Genomic DNA, 16,403 nt, shown 5'->3' on the forward strand with positions numbered 1-16,403 from the left:
CCACAAGAGGGCGCAATGGCTCTTGTCGCGCAATTTCTTCCCCTGCCGAACCGGACGGCGCTTGGCGCGCGCTGGAAGGCGCTCGAAGCGCAGGCGGACGCGGCGTTTTTCCTTAGCTGGACCTGGGTGGGCGCGTGGCTGGCCAGCTATGACGTGCGCCCCGAACTGCTGGCGGTGACGGACGAGTCAGGCGCAGATGTCGCGCTGGCGCTGGTCGGTCACGCAATGATGCCGCGCCTGCTGGGACGCACGGCGACGCTGAGCCTCAACCAGTCGGGCGATGGGCAGGCCGACCGGCCCTATGTCGAATATAATGGCTTGCTTGCCGCGCGCGGGCGGGAGGCGGAGGCCGCGACCGCCGCCATCGCCGCGCTGGGCCGCCGTCGTGACTGGCGCGCGCTGCGGCTGAGCGGGATCGCGCCGGATTCGCCGCTGCTGGACATGCCCTGCTGGACGAAGCGCCGGGTCGACGCCTCGCCGGTCTATCAGGTCGATCTGGACGGGGTGCGCGGCGTGGCGGGCGACTATCTCTCGCTGCTCAGCGCCAATACGCGCGGCCAGATCCGCCGCGCGATCAAGGATCATGGCGGCGGCCTGCCCCATGTCGCGCGGGCAGGCGCTAACGAAGTTGCGCCCTGGCTGGCGGAAATGGCCGCGCTTAACAGCGGGCGTCATGCCGACAATGCCTGGGACGATCCCGCCTTTCGCGGCTTTGTTACCACCATCGTCGAACAGGGACGGGCCAGCGGCGCGGTCGATCTGCTGCGCTTTACCGACGCGGGCGGGGTCGTCGGCCTGCTCGTCAATTTCGTCCATCGGGGGCAGGCGCTCAACTATCAGTCCGCCTTTGCCGATCCGCGCACGGGCAAGGACAAGCCGGGCCTGCTCTGCCACGCCGCCGCTGTCGACCATTATGCCGCGCGCGGCCTGGCGCTTTATTCCCTGCTCGCGGGCAAGGATCGCTACAAGCAGAGCCTCTCGACCTGTCAGGAGAGTCTGGACTGGTGGGTGATCGAACGTTTTTCGCCGCGGCTGGCGGCGGAAGCGGCGCTGCGCTATATCCTCAAGCGCCCAGCTTCCGCATGACCCGATAGACCAGCCGTCGGACGCTCTGCTTTTCAGGCCGGTCACTGACGGTGCCCACCGGCAGTTTGCGCCGTCGCAGCAGCGCGTTGAAACTGTGCAACTCCCCTTCCGCCACACTGCGTTCGGACCGCCATGTCACCGACAGGCTGACCGATACGGCAGGGCCATTTTCGACGAAATGCGGGGCCTTGACCGGCACATGCACCGCGTCGCCGGGGTGGAGCGGGTAGGGCGCGCCCAGCGCCTTGAACCCGTCCTGCCAGACCAGATTGCGATGGCCACCGCCATGAAATTCCTCGCTCTTCTGCGCCGGAACCAGCGCCTCGTCGCGCGCGGGGAAGATGGTCATCACCTTGGACCCCATGATCTGGAGCAGGATATTATGTTCCGGGTCCATGTGAAACGGGGTGACGCTGCCCGGCGATGTCAGGAAGATGAAGGCTTCGCGGTGGAGCATCGGCCCGGTCCTGGCCGCCACGATCGGCTCCAGATCGGCCAGCGCCGCATCGAGCAGGGCGGCATAGGCCGGGTCGCGCTCGACATTTTTGAGCACGGCCCAGCTGCCGTTGGTTTCGATGGTGCGGATCGTTTCGCCCAGTGTCAGGCCGTTCGACGGCGTATCCTCCGGTCGCACGCCCAGGGGCAGCTTGCCCAGATTATATTCGACGCTGGACGCAGGCATCCGCTCTGCCAGCGTGGCGAGCGCATCAAGGCTGAGCAGCGAGTGGCCGACCAGATTATGGCTTAGCGCGACCGGCTGGTCGGGATAGGCGGCGGCAAAGGTCGTGCGCGCGCTGTCGGGGAAGGTCGCTTCGTGAGTCGCGGCGATCGGGCGATGGGCGGTCATCGCTGTCCTTTCAATAGGCTGGCCAGGGTTTCAAGGCCGTTGACAAGGGCGAAGGCGGCGGCGCGCTGGACCCGCGCCAGGCCGGTGCCGCGCAGCGCGATGCGATATTGCACGATCGTCCGCCGTTCCGCCCACAGGCTGTCGATCATCGGATGGTCAGGCGCGGCGCAACTGTCCATCCAGCCGATAGCGGGATCATCCTGCACCGCGTGCAGATTGGCGATCTCGATCAGCACGCCCGGCGAAAAGCGGCCCAGCGCTTCGTCAAAGGCGATCTTGAATGAAAAGGCGCCTGCACCATGGCGGAAATTGGCCAGCATGGCGATCGCCCGGCCATCCAGGTCGATGCGCAGCATATGCAGCCGCCCGGCCTCGAATGCCGCCGCGCAGGCCGCACGGAAAAAGGTGGCGTCGGCGGGCTTGCAGGCGAGCGCCGTACCCTCCTGCCCCTTCCAGCCCGACGCTTCGAGCGCCAGAAAATCGGCGCACCAGTGCGGCAGGTCGGCGCGTTCGGTGAGCAGCCGGGTCTCGACCGTGCCAAGTTCGGCAAGCCGCTTTTGCAGGCGTCGGATTTCCTTGCGCTTTTTGGCGCGAACATTGGTGTCCCAATAGGCGTCGGCCGACAGGTCCGACCGCAGCATCGCCCGATCGTAGCGGTGAATCTCGCGCCGTCCGCGCCGCTGTTCGACGCACAGCGCTTCCAGCGCGGCGGCATTCGCCCCGGCCGCGTCCAGCCCCTCCATATGCAAAAAGCCACGCGCCCAGGGGGCGTCATCCAGCTGCGCCAGGAAACTGCGCCACGCCGCGACTTCCTGCCCTTCGCGAATCATCGGCGCGCCAAAGAAGCAATGATCGTGCATCCAGTTGGACACGCAGCCGATCGGCATGCGGCCATGGCGCGGCTGCACCACGACCGGCAACAGCCCGATCAGATGGTCGCCCACCCGCGCTTCGATCAACCGGACATGCGCGTCGGTGGCGAGATGGTCGATCGCCGCGCCCAGCATGTCGGGCGCATAAAAGGCATTGGCTTCCGCCGCCTCCTTCGCTAGCGCCGCCCAGCGCGCACGCGGCTTCGCCCCCGTTGGCAGGGGGACGGGGCGCGATGGGTGCAATGCCATGTCCATCGGTTTCGCCTTAAATGGCAAAGATTAGGGAAAGCCTAAACTTTGCCCGCTAGGCGCGAAGCCACAGGATGGTTTATCGGGCAAATGGGGCGCGAAAAGGCCTTTACTTTGCCCGCCACTTTGGTGTGACTGACAGGGTGCGCCGCCCGCTGGCGCGACTTCGCGTGGGAGAATGAAGAGCATGACGATATTGGTCACCGGCGCGGCCGGCTTTATCGGCATGACCGTCGCCGATCGGCTCATGGCGCAGGGCCATGCCGTGGTCGGCATCGATAATATGAACGATTATTATCCCGTGTCGCTGAAGCGGGACAGGATTGCCGCGCTGGAACAGGCGCATGGCAAGCTGTTCACCTTTCACGAGCTGGATTTCGCCGACAATGATGCGTTGCAAGCAGCGCTTGCCGATCAGGTGATCGAATCGATCGTCCATCTCGGCGCGCAGGCCGGCGTGCGCTATTCGCTGATCAATCCGCACGCCTATGTGCGCTCCAACTTGGCGGGGCATGTCAACATGCTGGAACTCGCGCGTGAGCGGCGGGTGCGGCATTTTGTCTATGCCTCTTCCTCCTCCGTCTATGGCGGCAATGACAGCCTGCCGTTCCGCGTAGAGGACCGGGCCGACCATCCCGTTTCCCTCTATGCCGCGACCAAGCGTGCTGACGAACTGATGAGCGAGACCTACGCCCATCTGTTCCGCATACCGATGACGGGGCTGCGCTTCTTCACCGTTTACGGGCCTTGGGGGCGGCCAGACATGGCGATGTGGATCTTCACCAAGAAGATTCTCGCCGGGGATCCCATTCCGGTATTCAACCATGGCCGGATGCAGCGTGATTTCACCTATATCGATGACATCGTCACCGGGGTCATCGGCTGCCTCGACCATCCGCCCGCCGATGACGGCGCGCCCAAGCCTGGTGGCAGCCGGTCGCCGCACCGGCTCTACAATATCGGCAATAACAAGCCGGAAGAACTGATGCATCTGATCGCGGTGCTGGAGGATGCGCTGGGCCAGAAGGCGCAGATCGATTTCCAGCCGATGCAACCGGGCGATGTTCACGCCACATTTGCCGACATCAGCGCCATCGCCCATGACATCGGCTTTGCCCCGACCACGCAAATTGAATCGGGCGTGCCGCGATTCGTGGCATGGTATCGGGACTATCATCAGCCAAAATGACAATCCTGTTGCAACGCACCCACTGAGGCGAGAAAAGTTCCGCGGCTCGTCGCTAACTTAACTCCGCCTGTCGCGCGGCGTCGCGACGGTGTGAAGCAAAACCACGCCGAAATCCCTTTTCGCAGTTGCAAAATGATTTGCCATAAGTCCCTGAAACGGCGTAGACAGTCGCCCTGTGCCGGGGGTCAAACCGGCCAGGGGTCGCGGAACGAGGGATAGACGGCGCACCAAATAAGGTGGTTCGTCGCCGCGTGTGCCAGCCGGATATCCGGCGGTGACATGCGGGAAAAAGGGCAAACGCGTGTCGACACTTGCTTCGAAAATTGTGCCGTTCGGTTCGGGCGGACGAATAGTGAAGGCGGCCTGCCACAGCCTGTCGGTCGCTGCATTGGGCCTCAACGCGCTGGAAGCGCAATTTTCTGAACGTGACTTTGCCGCTACATTCGTGCGGCTGATCGGCGTCATCATGAATGTCCGGGGTCGCGTGATCGTGACCGGCATTGGCAAGAGCGGCATTGTCGCCCGCAAGATGACGGCGACTTTGACCTCCACGGGCACGCCGGCCATCTTCCTGCATCCAGCCGATGCTGGCCATGGCGATCTGGGCATGGTGACGCCGGATGATGTCGTGCTGATGCTGTCCCATTCGGGCGAGTCGACCGAGCTTGGCCCGATCATCCAATATTGCAAGCGCTTCGCCATTCCCTTGCTGGGCATGACCGCGCGGGCCCACAGCACGGTCGCCACCGCCGCAGACATTTGCATGCTGATGCCCGATGTGCCGGAAGCCTGCCCCAATTCGCTCGCTCCCACCACGTCGACCACGGTGCAGATGGCCTTTGGTGACGCCATGGCGATTGCGCTGATGGAAATGCGCGGATTTTCGGCGGATGATTTCCACAAATTCCATCCCAATGGCCGTCTTGGCGCGCAACTGATCAAGGTGCGCGAACTGATGGCCAAGGGAGCGGACATCCCCTCCGTGCGGGAAGGCGCCTCGCTGCTCGATGCGACCATCGAAATGACGCGCGCGCGCCTTGGCGGCACAGCGGTTGTCGATCGCGAAGGGCGGCTGATCGGTGCCTTCACTGACGGCGACCTGCGCCGCACCGTGACCGGCAAGCAGAATCTGACCGAGGCGGTCGGCCGCTTCATGACGCACACGCCGCTGGCCGTGGGGCCGGACGAACTGGCGCAGGAAGCACTGCACCTGATGCATGAACGCAACGTCATGCTGCTGTTCGTTTGCGACAATGGTCGTTTGATCGGCGCCGTCCATATGCACGATCTGCTGAACGCGGGCGTCGCCTGAACCAGCTTGTCGTCATTCCCGCGCGGGCGGGGTCATCCCGCCTGCCGCGCAAGCCGCTGCGTCTGATCGCCGGGCGCACCTTGCTCCATCGCACCATCGCCATGGCCCGCGCCGCGATCGGCGCGCGCGCGGGCGTTGCGCTGACGGTCGCTACCGATGATGACGAAATCGCCGATCATGCCCGCGCGGTCGGGTGTGATGCGGTGATGACCGACAGCGCCATTGCCACCGGATCGGGGCGCGCGCTGGCCGCCGCGCTGGCGGAGCCCATGCCGCCGCGCTTCGTCGTCAACCTCCAGGGCGATTCCCCTTTTCAGCCGCAGGGTGCGCTGGGCGCGGTCATAGCCGCGCTGGAGGCGGGCGCGCAGGTCGCCACTCCGGTGATCGCGCTCGATTGGGCTGCGCTCGATGCCCTGCGTGATCACAAGACCCGCTCTCCTTTCAGCGGCACGACCTGCGCTCGCGCGCCAGATGGCCGGGCCTTGTGGTTCTCCAAAAATATCATTCCCGCCATCAGGGGGGAGGATGCCCTGCGCGCCAGCCAGCCCGTCTCGCCGGTCTGGCGGCATGTCGGCCTTTATGGCTATGCACTGGACGCCCTGCGCGCCTTTGAAGCCAGCCCCCCCACGGCGCTCGAAAATCTGGAAGGGCTGGAGCAGCTGCGTTTGCTGGAACTGGGCATCCCGGTCATGACCGTGCCGGTCAATCCGCCGCTGTTCGACAGTAGCGGCATTGATACCGAAGCGGACATCAGCCGCGTCGAGGCGCTGATCGCCCGGCATGGCGATCCGACGCCGCCCTGACGCCATGCGCCGTCTTTTCATCATCCGTCATGGCAACACGTTCGCCAGCAGCGCGCAGGCCTGTCGCATCGGATCACGCACGGACCTGCCGCTGGTCGAGAGTGGCCATGCCCAGGCGCAACGGCTGGGCGCGTGGTTCGCCGCGCAGGACTTCGCCATCACCCGCCTGCTGACCAGCCCGCTCCTGCGCGCCCGACAAACCGCGCAGGCGATCGCTGAAGCCACCGGCCATATGCCAGACGGTACGGGCGACTGGCTGGGCGAAATCGATCATGGTCCCGACGAAGGCCGGCCCGAGGCGCAGGTTCTGGCGCGCATCGGCGCGCAGGCGATCGCCGACTGGGATGAGCGCGGCATCGCCCCGGCCGACTGGATCGTCGACGCCGAAGCGCGGATCGCGGCATGGCGCGCCTGCTTTGCCGAGGGCGGGGAGGGGGTGGACCTGTTCGTCACCAGCAATGGCGCGGCCCGCTTCGCGCTGCTGGCTGCCGGTTTGCCGCTAGGATCGCTCAAATTGCGGACGGGGGCGTTCGGGGAGCTGGCGCTGGATGCGGATGGCGGGGTGACGCTGGTGCGATGGGACGTGCGGCCTTGAAGCGATAGCGACGCGCTCGCTTCCTCTTGCCTGCCGGGGTGTGGCGGACCGCCGATCGAGGCTGCTAGTAGCTTTTGGAAAACCAGATCATGATGCCCATCGAGGCTATCGCCCAGCCGGCCAGCCCGACCGCCAGGCCACTGATGACGCCGATGGTCATGTTCCAGCGGCGCGCACTGAGAATAGCGCCACCAAGCGCGAGGGCGAATACCACCAAAACGATTGCCGCCAATGTCATGAGGCAGCTTATCGCAGCACAAATGAAAATGTGCAATCCATGATTGCTACAGGGTTGACGCCCCGGATCAACCCGCTTTCAAACGGTTCGTCGCGTCAGGAAAACTCCACAACGTCCGCGCTTAATTTTTTCGCTGCGGGACCGAGAATGTCCCCGTCACCCGGCCCCCGGCGCTGCCTGTCACGCCAGCGCCGCCGCCCGATGCGCGACCATCGACGGTCGATCGCCCGGTGTTCAGGTCCATCACCAGCCGCCCGCCGGTCAGCCGGTTGGACCCCTGCGTCAGCGCGACATTGCCCAACATGGTGATGAGCTTGCTGTTGAGGTCGTAAATGGCGACATTGCCACGCGCGGTCTGATCCGCCTTGGTCACCACGACATTGCCCGATGCGTCGATCCGGTCGATCTCCACCCCGCTCGCGCCGCCGCCTGGCTCGTTGCGATAGGCCACCGTCATGCGCGCGGCGTTGAGCGTCATGCCCGCCTGCGTCACTTCGACATTGCCGGACACGACGACGCGGTCGGCGCGGTCCTGCACCTCGATCCGGTCTGCGGTGAAGTTGACCGGGGCGTTGCTGTCATGCTTGCTGACGACTTGCGCGAGCGATGGCATGGCGCCGACGAACATCAGGCCCGCGGCGCCCGCGCAGCCGACCGACAGCAGAAGATAAGAGGCTTTCATCAGTTTCGCCCTTTGAGGCCATTTTGTTCGATGCGCAAGCTGGCCCGGCCATTCAATGTCACCGTGCGCGCGCTCATGTCGGCTTCCAGATGGTCCGCGCTGAATGTGCCGATCGGGATGCGTCCGTCGACCCGACCCGCGCTGCGCATCCGCCGGGTCTTTAGGTCGATGCCGACGTCGCGCGTGGTCAGGCGATAGCCGCCCGCCGCCTCGAACTGCACTGGTCCTTCGATCCCGACCCGCTCGGTCTCCATGTCGTAACGACCCTTTTGTGCGCTCAGCACGGCGGGGCCGTCCGACAGCAGGATGCGCGCGGACATGCTGTTCAGGTCCACGATCGGCTCGCGCGAGCTTTTCTGCACCGCTGATCCCGCGCGCAGGGAAAAGGGCTGCCCCTTGCTGTCCTGCCCGCGATACAGCGCCTCGGTCACGCGCATGCGTTCCTTGGCGACTTCGACCTTGTTCTTGTCCAGAACGAAGCTGACCTTGTCGCCGCTGGTAAAGGGCGCGGTCGCCAAAAGCGCGCTCAGCACCCCGACCGCGACCGGCAGCCAGTTTTTGAGCAGGCCGACCAGCCGGTCATGGCTGCCCCCCGGTCGCGCCCAGTGGCGGCGCACATCGCGTTGCTGATCGGCCTGGACGGACATGGTGACGACGATCCGATTCGCTTACATGTGGGAAAATATGTCGATCTCCGGCCATCCCGCCAGGTCGAGTTCGGCACGGTGCGGCAGGAAATCGAAACAGGCCTGCGCCAGTTCCATCCGCCCTTCGCGCTCCAGCCGCTTGTTCAATTCGGTGCGCAGCGCGTGGAGGAAGCGCACGTCGGACGCGGCATAATCCTTCTGTGCGTCGGACAGGACGGGGTTGCCCCAGTCGCTCGACTGCTGCTGCTTGCTGATGTCCTGGCCCAGCAGTTCGCGGACCAGTTCCTTCAGGCCATGGCGATCGGTATAGGTGCGGATCAGACGCGAAGCGATCTTGGTGCAATAGACAGGGGCTGCCACGACGCCCAGATAATATTTGATCGCGGCAATGTCGAAACGCCCGAAATGGTAGAGTTTCAGCCGTTCCGGGTCCGCCAGCACGGCGCGCAGGTTGGGCGCAGCATAGTCCGATCCGGCGGCAAAGCGGACCAGATGTTCATCGCCCTTGCCATCGCTGATCTGCACCACGCACAGGCGGTCGCGCGGGGTGATCAGCCCCATGGTTTCGGTGTCGACGGCAACCGGGCCGGGGGCGAGCACGCCTGCGGGCAGGTCTTCTTCATGAAAATGGACGGTCATGGCTTCCCCTCTATGGGCAAAGCGGGGATATCGCAATCAAAGGCTTTGCCGATGGTGCGACATGGCCATAGGATCAACCGAAGTCCTACCTGAAGCCTTGCCTGTAAAAACATTCGCGCTCCCCTGAAAAGTTGATATAGTGATTCCCAAACCGCGCCTTTGCGGTGGATTGTGCATGTCATTCGCCCGACATGTTTGTCCGATTGGTCTTGGGGCGAAGCGAAAGTGACTAACAGGGCATGAGTTTTGACAGAGGTCGCCGCGGCGGGCGCGGCAAGGACAAGCGCGACGGTTTCGGCGACGACAATTTCTACGATCAGGGCGCTGGCGGCGGCGGTGGTCGCGGTGGTTTTGGTGGCGGCTTCGGTGGCGGTGACCGCTTCGGCGGCGGCGGCGGTGGTTTCGGCGGTGACCGCTTCGGCGGCGGCGGCGGTGGTTTCGGCGGTGATCGCGCCGGCGGCGGCGGCTTTGGCGGTGGCAACCGCGGCGGCTTCGGTGGCGGCGGCGGCGGCGGTGGTCGCGGCATGCCTGCGCAGGTCGTTGGCGAAGGCACTGGCGTCGTTAAATTCTTCAATGGGCAAAAGGGCTTCGGCTTCGTCGTTCGCGATGACGGCGGCGAGGACGTGTTCGTGCATATCAGTGCTGTCGAACAGGCCGGCCTGACTGGCCTGGCCGAAGGTCAGCAGCTTGGCTTCACCCTGGTGGATCGTGGCGGCAAGGTTTCGGCAACCGATCTCAAGATCGAAGGCGAACCGCTCCCCGTGACGGACCGTGGCCCGCCGCGCGAACCGCGCGCCGGTGGTTTCGGCGCCCCCGGTGGTGATCGTGGCGGCCCGCAGCGCCAGCTGACCGGCGAACGCGCCAGCGGCACGGTCAAATTCTTCAACGCGATGAAGGGCTTTGGCTTCATTCAGCGCGATGATGGCCAGCCCGACGCCTTCGTCCACATCAGCGCCGTCGAACGCGCTGGCATGGCCGCCCTGAATGAAGGCGATCGTCTGGACTTTGAACTGGAAGTCGACCGTCGCGGCAAATATGCCGCCGTCAACCTCCAGCCCAAGGCCGACTAAGCGGCCACACTTCCGCTTTCGCGGGAGAGGATAAAGAAGGGGTCGCCTGCCCGGCGGCCCCTTTTTTGGTGTTGGGGTGTGGGGCGGCTATGCCGCGTGACGATGGCATTGCCGCAATCAGGCGCGAAGGCTTATTCGCGCAGGCAAGCGCGTGAACGCGATATTGTCCGCGTCACCCGGCTGCACGGACGCCGTTTCGTCCATCCCGCTTGACCTGATACAGGGCAGTGTCGGCGGCCTCGAACAGTTGATCGCGCGACATGCCCGGCATGTAGCCTGCGACTCCGCAACTGATCGAGGTGAGGACTAACAGGGTATCATCGGAAAATATGGGGCGTTGGGAAATGGAATAGGCGATACGCTCGCAGGCCAGTTTCGCTGTTTCCAGGTCGCATTGAAAGAGGATCGCGAACTCGTCGCCGCCGATACGGCCTACGATGTCGCTTTGTCTTATGCCGGCGGTCAATCGCTGCGCGATCTCCATGAGAACCGCATCCCCGACCTGATGACCGTAGCGGTCGTTGATGACCTTGAAATGATCGACATCGACAATCGCTACCGAACAGGGACGGCTGGTGTCGGCCAGCGCGGCGCGCACATGTCGCCGAAAGCCAGCCCGGTTCTTGACCCCGGTCAGATCATCGGTTTCGACCTGAATGGTTATCGCCTGCTCGCGGGCCTTTCGCGCTGTCGCGTCGCGCAAGGTCACGACGCGCCCAACAATCATGCCATCACGGGTAAGATCCCGGAACGATGCTTCCAGTGTGAGGGACGGTTGCAAAATCGGCGAAAACTCGATGGCCTTCTCCGTGCGCCGTTCATCGGTGGGGCGGCCAGACGCCACCAGCAGCTCTTCGCCTGTGCGAAGGGCGATTGCAGCGGCGGGATTGCCAAAAAGCTCCTCCGGCCCAAGCCCCAGATATTCGCGCACAGGACCGTCCGCCCATCGGCACACGCCATCATTGTCGAAGCTCAGGATGACGTCGGGTGAATGCGCCATGATGAGGCGCAGCGTCTCCTCGCGGGCGGCCAGATTGCCCAACGCTTCGGCGCGCGATGCAACGATCGCTGCGACAGGCAGTGTCGTCACCAATAGCGTCGCCAGATAGGCCTGAAAGAAGATGGCCTGAAAAGTAGCGCCCTCATTGATCAAGGCCATGGGGCCAAAATGCTGAAGGGCTGACACCGCGCCGATAATGGCAACGAGCATGACTCCAGCATAGGTGCCGAGCCGCCCGATGCGGAATGAGAGTAGAAGAAGCGAAGTGAAGGAAAGGAACAGTATCGGCAGGTGATTCTGCCCGAACACAAAAATTGTCACGGCGGCGTGGATCGCCATCAGGGCGAATGTTTCGCCTCTTTCCCACAGACTTTTGGCCGCAAAGCAACGACGGTAGCTTCCATCGAAAACGGCGTTCAGGAACGGCGTACAAACGAGCAATCCAAGCGAATTGCTGGCAAACCAGCGGATGAATGACGGGCCGATCGGCACATTGTAATTCACCGAAGCGACCAGAGATCCGACAGCGGCTCCCATCAAGGGGGCGAAAAGACCTGCCCAGATGACGAAGCGCCCGACCGCCCTTACATCGGAGAGCAGATTCCTGGTGTCGCCGGACCGTCTGAGCGACCATGCCGCCAGCAGCACCTGGCCCATGTTGATCGCACCATAGAGAATGATCCCGATGGTCCATTCACGGGTGAGCCCGTTGGCGGCAAGGTTGCCCAGCCACCCTGCCGTCAGAAGCAATGGCCAATGCCGTCTGCCCGAATTGAGGAGCAGCGCCAGGATGATGGCATCTGCGGGCCACACCGTTGCGTGATCACGGCCGTCGCTTGTCAGCGCGATAGTGCCACTGGCAAGCATCAGATACCCTAACGCCCCCACCAGCGCGAAGGCGATCGGCTTTCTCAGCAATATTCCGTTGAAAGGGCGGCGGCTGTGCATCACGCCCTGTCTTGCCCGCACGCTGGTTAAAAAGACGTCAACCTTCCTGGACTATGCGACGAATGACATTGAAAACTGATGCTTTTTCCTCCGTCGCCTCTTTTTGATGGGGCCACCCGATTTCGCGGCTTCAGGCAAATTGGGCGATCGAGGATGATCGACGATGGCCGTTGACACCCCGTCCCAAATGCAGCGCGGCCATTTGCCTGCCAGCCACAACTCCCGATCACACACGCCTGAACGGAAACGGCGCGCTTGTCCGTTCATAGCCATGCAAATCGAGCGCCCGTGTTACCGGGGGCAGCGCCCTGTCGGGGCAGGCGCGGCGTTCGCACAGGTGGCAGGTCGGGCCGACCTCGACCGCATCGTCCTTGTCCGCGTCGATCCCGTCGGCGTGGACGATCCGCGACGCATGTTTCGCCTCGCACCCCAGCGCGATGACCGCGCGGCCACGCGCGCCCGGCGGAAGGGGCAGCGCCATGGCGAGCGTGACGAAGCGGCGCTCGTCCAGCGTCTCGATCAGTTGCACGCTCACCTGATCGACTGCGCCAGCGCCATGCGCGTCCCAGCGGGGGCAAGTGCTGCCATAGCGGGCAAAGGGCCAGGCTTCGCCGTCGAAGCGCTTGGATATGATGCCCGCCCGGTCCATCCTGACCATGAAGAAGGGGATGCCGCGCGCGCCGGTGCGATTGAGGCTGGTCAGACGGTGGGCAAGCTGTTCGCTCGACACGCCGAACCTGTCGCGCAGCATGGGCAGGTCATGGCGGCATTGCTCCGCCGCCTGGCGGATGCGGTCATAGGGCATGATCAGCGCGGCCGCGGCATAGTTGGTGAGCGCGATGGTGGCGAGGCGGCGGCTATCCTCGTCCGGCGGGGCCGTGCGGGCGACCTGCGCGGCAATCGCGTCGGCCAGTTCCTGCGCGCACAGATGATAGGCGATGGCGAACAGCCGCCCGGACGCGGCCAGCCGCTCGCTCAGCATCAACCGCCGCCGGTGCATGTCATAATGGCGCAGCGTCCCCGCCAGCACATCGGCGCGCAGCACCTGGACGGCCATGCCGTGCCGGTCTTTCAGGCGCGCGCGCAACTCGGCCTGCAACAGCGCGGGGTCCTGGCTCAGCTGCGCGGCGATGGCTTCGGCGCCCGCATCGATCTCGGCAAAATGATTGCCCGCCCGCGCGATCGTCTCGCGCAGCCAGTCGATCGGCGCGACCAGTGGCGCGGGGCCGCGCTCCCCCGCCGCTGCTTCGCCCGGCAGGCGGCGCAGATCGCTTAGCGCACGATAGAATCGGGCGATGGCTTCGCTGACGCCGGGATAATTTTCCGACACTTCCAGCACTTCGTCGCGCGCAATGCCGATGTCGCGCACCAGCGCGTCGGACAATATCTCGCTCAGTTCGCCCGATCCGCCATCATTGGCGCGCGCGGTGAAATCGCGAATGTCGATGTCATAGACATTGGCCAGCCGCAGCAGCATCTGCGCGCTCAACGGTCGCTGGTTGCGCTCCAGATGGTTGAGATAGCTGGGAGAAACCCCCAGTTCCTCGGCCATCCGGGTCTGGTTGAGGCCCAGTTCGCGGCGCAGGACGCGCAGCTTGGGGCCGAGATAGAGTTTGCGGTCTGTCGCATCTGCCATAAAGTCATAATGTCATAGATTGACAGATTGACCAAATCCTATTGTGACACGCGGCCACTCATCGCCCTTCCGCTGCGCGTCAATATGTCTAACTCATTGTTCATCGCCGCAAGACGGCTCGCTGAGACAAGGACAGGATCATGACGACGGGCACGATGACGCAAGATATGACGGACACCAGCGGCCACCCCCAGCCCGCCCGGTCGCGCGCGGTTTTCTCGCAGGAGGACTTCGGCCTGATCCGCACTGCCATCGTCCATTATCTGCGCGAGATTCAGGACCAGCCGGAATCGGTCAAATATGCCAATCTCTATCACCGGCTTGGCCGCGTCGCCTGATCGGCGTCCAGCCTGACTGAAGCAGCACGGCACCGGCCAGCCATGGCCGGTGCCGTATGGCTATCAAAAGAAGCGCGTGATCCAGTAGAAGCCCGCGCCGATCAGGGCGGCGGCGGGCAGGGTCACGACCCACGCGACGATGATGCGCGATGCGATGTTCCATCGTACCGCCGACAGCCGCCGCGATGCGCCGACACCCACGATCGCACCAGTGATGGTATGGGTCGTCGACACCGGAATGCCCAGATGCGTCGCCATGAACAGGGTGATCGCTCCGCCGGTTTCCGCACAGAAACCCTGCGCCGGGCTAAGCCGCGTGATCTTCGACCCCATGGTGTGGACGATCTTCCACCCACCAAACAGCGTGCCGAACCCCATCGCCGCCTGACAGCTGATCACGACCCAGAAGGGTACGTGGAATTCGCCCTGCAACATGCCCTGCGAATAGAGCAGCACGGCGATGATCCCCATCGTCTTTTGCGCGTCGTTGCCGCCATGCCCCAGCGAGTAGAGGGATGCGGAAACGAGTTGCAGCTTGCGGAACACGCCGTCTGCGCCATGGGGCGTGAAGCGGCGGAAGATCCAGCTGATGATCAGCACCAGCAGCAACGCCAGCAGCAGGCCAATCGCGGGCGACATGACGATCGCTGCGCTCGTCTTGAACACGCCCGACCATATCACCGCGCCCAGCCCGGCCTTGGCCGTCCCCGCGCCCAGCAACCCGCCGATCAGCGCATGGCTGGAGGAAGAGGGGATGCCCAGCGCCCAGGTGATGAGGTTCCACGAAATCGCCCCCATCAGCGCGCCGAAAATCACCTGCGGATCGATGATCGCGGCGTCGACGATCCCCTTGCCCACTGTGGTCGCGACATGCAGGCCAAAGAAGAGGAAGGCGATGAAGTTGAAGAAGGCTGCCCAAACGACCGCATATTGGGGCTTTAGCACGCGGGTCGACACGATGGTCGCGATCGAGTTGGCGGCGTCGTGCAGGCCGTTGAGAAAGTCAAAGGCAAGCGCGACGCCGATCAGCGCGATCAGCAGCGGGAGGGCAATGGGGTCCATGAAGCGTATCCGGCGGGATCGTCAGGCGTGGTCGATGACCAGGCCGGAAATCTGGTTGGCGACATCCTCGAACCGGTCGGTGACCTTTTCCAGGTGGGAATAGATTTCCCGCCCGACGACGAAATCCATGGGATTGCCCTCGCGCGCGGCGGCATAGAGAGTCTTGAGGCCCGCTTCATGCAATATGTCGGCATGGCCCTCCAGCTTGACCAGCCGTTCGGTCAGGTCGTGCAGGCGCGTGGCGTTGAGGTTGAGCGAACGCAGCAGCGGCATCGCTTCGGCCGCCAGTCGCGCGCATTCGACGATCAGCGCGCTCATATCCTGCATCTGGGACGGGAATGCCTTGACCTCGTAGAGGGCGATGGCCTTGGCGGTCTGGTTCATCTGGTCGATCGCGTCGTCCATCACGCCGATCAGGCCGGTGATGGCGCTGCGGTCGAACGGGGTTACGAAGATGCGCCGCACGTCCAGCAACACGTCGCGGATGATGTCGTCCGCTTCATGTTCGCGATCGGAAATCTCCTTGATATGGACGTCCATGTCCGGTCCGCCCTTGAGCAGCCGGGCCAGCGCGTCCGCGCCGGCGACCAGGGTTGCCGCATGATTTTCGAATTGCTCGAAAAAGCGGCCCTGCTTTGGCATCAACGCATGAAACCAGGCGAGCATTCCAGTCCTTTCGCTTTGCTTGTCCTTGAACCACAGCAGCATCCGCACGAACCGGCCCGGATCGCGGGGCGGCTTGCGAAAGGCGGCGATGATTGCCTGAAGATCGGGTTCGTCGACGGCGCAGGCGGCCTCCGCCACAGGGAACCAGCGCAGTTCGCGTTGCCCCTGTTCGGGCCATTGCGACAACTGGCCCGTCACGGCAAGCGGAAACACCTCGACGGTCGCTTCGCGCGCCGCGCCGCTGCGTTTGCGCTTGTCATAGCTGTAGCGGCCAAGCGAGGCGGGGCAGGCGATGCCGTGAATGCCCGCTTCCTCGAACGCTTCCAGTTCGGCGGCGCGATGGCCGGCCAGCCCCTTGATTCGGTTGCCTTTGGGAATGACCCACCGCCGCGTGTCGCGCGACGTGATCAGCAGGATCTGCATCGATCCGTCGGCATGGGTCGTATAGGGAAGGGCGGCGATCTGGCGCATGGAGTGCGCCTTGTAACGAAATTGTCACAATGCGCAATCGGACCTCATCATGC

The 16,403-nt window shown here is 64.1% G+C and carries 17 protein-coding genes; 7 read left to right on the plus strand and 10 right to left on the minus strand.

Going from position 1 to position 16,403, the window contains the following annotated elements:
• Positions 1 to 15 precede the first annotated feature (15 nt).
• Positions 16 to 1,086, plus strand: a complete 1,071-nt coding sequence (locus AC07X9_RS16360; RefSeq protein WP_017183945.1) for a GNAT family N-acetyltransferase — start codon at positions 16 to 18, stop codon at positions 1,084 to 1,086.
• On the opposite strand, the gene AC07X9_RS16365 is transcribed toward AC07X9_RS16360, so the two are convergent.
• Together AC07X9_RS16365 and AC07X9_RS16370 are read right to left on the minus strand one after the other, a co-directional pair.
• Positions 1,064 to 1,933, minus strand: coding sequence for a cupin domain-containing protein (locus tag AC07X9_RS16365; protein ID WP_017183946.1), 870 nt, complete (start codon positions 1,931 to 1,933; stop codon positions 1,064 to 1,066). The two genes, AC07X9_RS16360 and AC07X9_RS16365, sit on opposite strands and share 23 nt — an antisense overlap.
• The gene (locus AC07X9_RS16370; protein ID WP_017183947.1) at positions 1,930 to 3,060 is read right to left on the minus strand and encodes a GNAT family N-acetyltransferase; all 1,131 of its coding nucleotides are present in this window, start codon (positions 3,058 to 3,060) and stop codon (positions 1,930 to 1,932) included. The genes AC07X9_RS16365 and AC07X9_RS16370 overlap by 4 nt, the downstream gene beginning before the upstream one ends.
• A 181-nt stretch (positions 3,061 to 3,241) precedes the next feature.
• On the opposite strand from AC07X9_RS16370, the gene AC07X9_RS16375 reads away from it, so the two are divergent.
• From AC07X9_RS16375 to AC07X9_RS16390, 4 genes are all read left to right on the plus strand, one after another.
• A complete protein-coding gene (locus AC07X9_RS16375) occupies positions 3,242 to 4,243 on the plus strand; it encodes an NAD-dependent epimerase/dehydratase family protein (RefSeq protein WP_017183948.1) in 1,002 nt (333 codons plus the stop codon).
• A 352-nt stretch (positions 4,244 to 4,595) separates the two neighbouring features.
• Positions 4,596 to 5,555, plus strand: a complete 960-nt coding sequence (locus tag AC07X9_RS16380; protein WP_017183949.1) for a KpsF/GutQ family sugar-phosphate isomerase — start codon at positions 4,596 to 4,598, stop codon at positions 5,553 to 5,555.
• A complete protein-coding gene (gene kdsB / locus AC07X9_RS16385) occupies positions 5,552 to 6,358 on the plus strand; it encodes a 3-deoxy-manno-octulosonate cytidylyltransferase (protein ID WP_026002541.1) in 807 nt (268 codons plus the stop codon). The genes AC07X9_RS16380 and kdsB overlap by 4 nt, the downstream gene beginning before the upstream one ends.
• A 4-nt stretch (positions 6,359 to 6,362) precedes the next feature.
• Positions 6,363 to 6,953, plus strand: a complete 591-nt coding sequence (locus AC07X9_RS16390) for a histidine phosphatase family protein (protein ID WP_026002542.1) — start codon at positions 6,363 to 6,365, stop codon at positions 6,951 to 6,953.
• A gap of 64 nt (positions 6,954 to 7,017) precedes the next feature.
• On the opposite strand, the gene AC07X9_RS16395 is transcribed toward AC07X9_RS16390, so the two are convergent.
• The 4 genes from AC07X9_RS16395 to AC07X9_RS16410 all read right to left on the minus strand — a co-directional run bounded on the left by AC07X9_RS16395 (position 7,018) and on the right by AC07X9_RS16410 (position 9,159).
• Positions 7,018 to 7,191 carry a hypothetical protein gene (locus AC07X9_RS16395; protein WP_017183952.1) on the minus strand — a complete coding sequence of 58 codons (174 nt, stop codon included), beginning with the start codon at positions 7,189 to 7,191 and terminating at the stop codon, positions 7,018 to 7,020.
• Positions 7,192 to 7,312: 121 nt separating this feature from the next.
• Complete coding sequence (locus tag AC07X9_RS16400) at positions 7,313 to 7,873, minus strand: LptA/OstA family protein (protein WP_017183953.1); 561 nt, start codon at positions 7,871 to 7,873, stop codon at positions 7,313 to 7,315.
• The gene (locus tag AC07X9_RS16405) at positions 7,873 to 8,520 is read right to left on the minus strand and encodes a hypothetical protein (RefSeq protein ID WP_017183954.1); all 648 of its coding nucleotides are present in this window, start codon (positions 8,518 to 8,520) and stop codon (positions 7,873 to 7,875) included. The genes AC07X9_RS16400 and AC07X9_RS16405 overlap by 1 nt, the downstream gene beginning before the upstream one ends.
• A 21-nt stretch (positions 8,521 to 8,541) precedes the next feature.
• Positions 8,542 to 9,159 (minus strand): ribonuclease D, encoded by a 618-nt coding sequence (locus AC07X9_RS16410; protein WP_017183955.1) that lies wholly within the window; start codon positions 9,157 to 9,159, stop codon positions 8,542 to 8,544.
• 239 nt (positions 9,160 to 9,398) lie between these two features.
• Between AC07X9_RS16410 and AC07X9_RS16415 the strand changes: the two genes are divergently transcribed.
• Complete coding sequence (locus AC07X9_RS16415; RefSeq protein WP_026002543.1) at positions 9,399 to 10,229, plus strand: cold-shock protein; 831 nt, start codon at positions 9,399 to 9,401, stop codon at positions 10,227 to 10,229.
• Positions 10,230 to 10,401: 172 nt separating this feature from the next.
• On the opposite strand, the gene AC07X9_RS16420 is transcribed toward AC07X9_RS16415, so the two are convergent.
• Together AC07X9_RS16420 and AC07X9_RS16425 are read right to left on the minus strand one after the other, a co-directional pair.
• On the minus strand, positions 10,402 to 12,177 hold the full coding sequence (locus AC07X9_RS16420; protein WP_017183956.1) for a sensor domain-containing diguanylate cyclase: 1,776 nt from the start codon (positions 12,175 to 12,177) through the stop codon (positions 10,402 to 10,404).
• A gap of 226 nt (positions 12,178 to 12,403) precedes the next feature.
• Entirely contained in the window at positions 12,404 to 13,813 is a 1,410-nt protein-coding gene (locus tag AC07X9_RS16425) for a helix-turn-helix domain-containing protein (protein WP_017183957.1), read from the minus strand.
• 140 nt (positions 13,814 to 13,953) lie between these two features.
• On the opposite strand from AC07X9_RS16425, the gene AC07X9_RS16430 reads away from it, so the two are divergent.
• Entirely contained in the window at positions 13,954 to 14,151 is a 198-nt protein-coding gene (locus AC07X9_RS16430) for a hypothetical protein (RefSeq protein WP_017183958.1), read from the plus strand.
• A gap of 63 nt (positions 14,152 to 14,214) precedes the next feature.
• Here AC07X9_RS16430 and AC07X9_RS16435 read toward each other — a convergent pair whose 3' ends face one another.
• Both AC07X9_RS16435 and AC07X9_RS16440 read right to left on the minus strand, forming a co-directional pair.
• Positions 14,215 to 15,213 (minus strand): inorganic phosphate transporter, encoded by a 999-nt coding sequence (locus AC07X9_RS16435; RefSeq protein ID WP_017183959.1) that lies wholly within the window; start codon positions 15,211 to 15,213, stop codon positions 14,215 to 14,217.
• Positions 15,214 to 15,234: 21 nt separating this feature from the next.
• Positions 15,235 to 16,350, minus strand: a complete 1,116-nt coding sequence (locus AC07X9_RS16440) for a DUF47 family protein (RefSeq protein WP_017183960.1) — start codon at positions 16,348 to 16,350, stop codon at positions 15,235 to 15,237.
• Positions 16,351 to 16,403: the final 53 nt, after the last annotated feature.

It is taken from the genome of Sphingobium sp. GW456-12-10-14-TSB1, assembly GCF_059424385.1.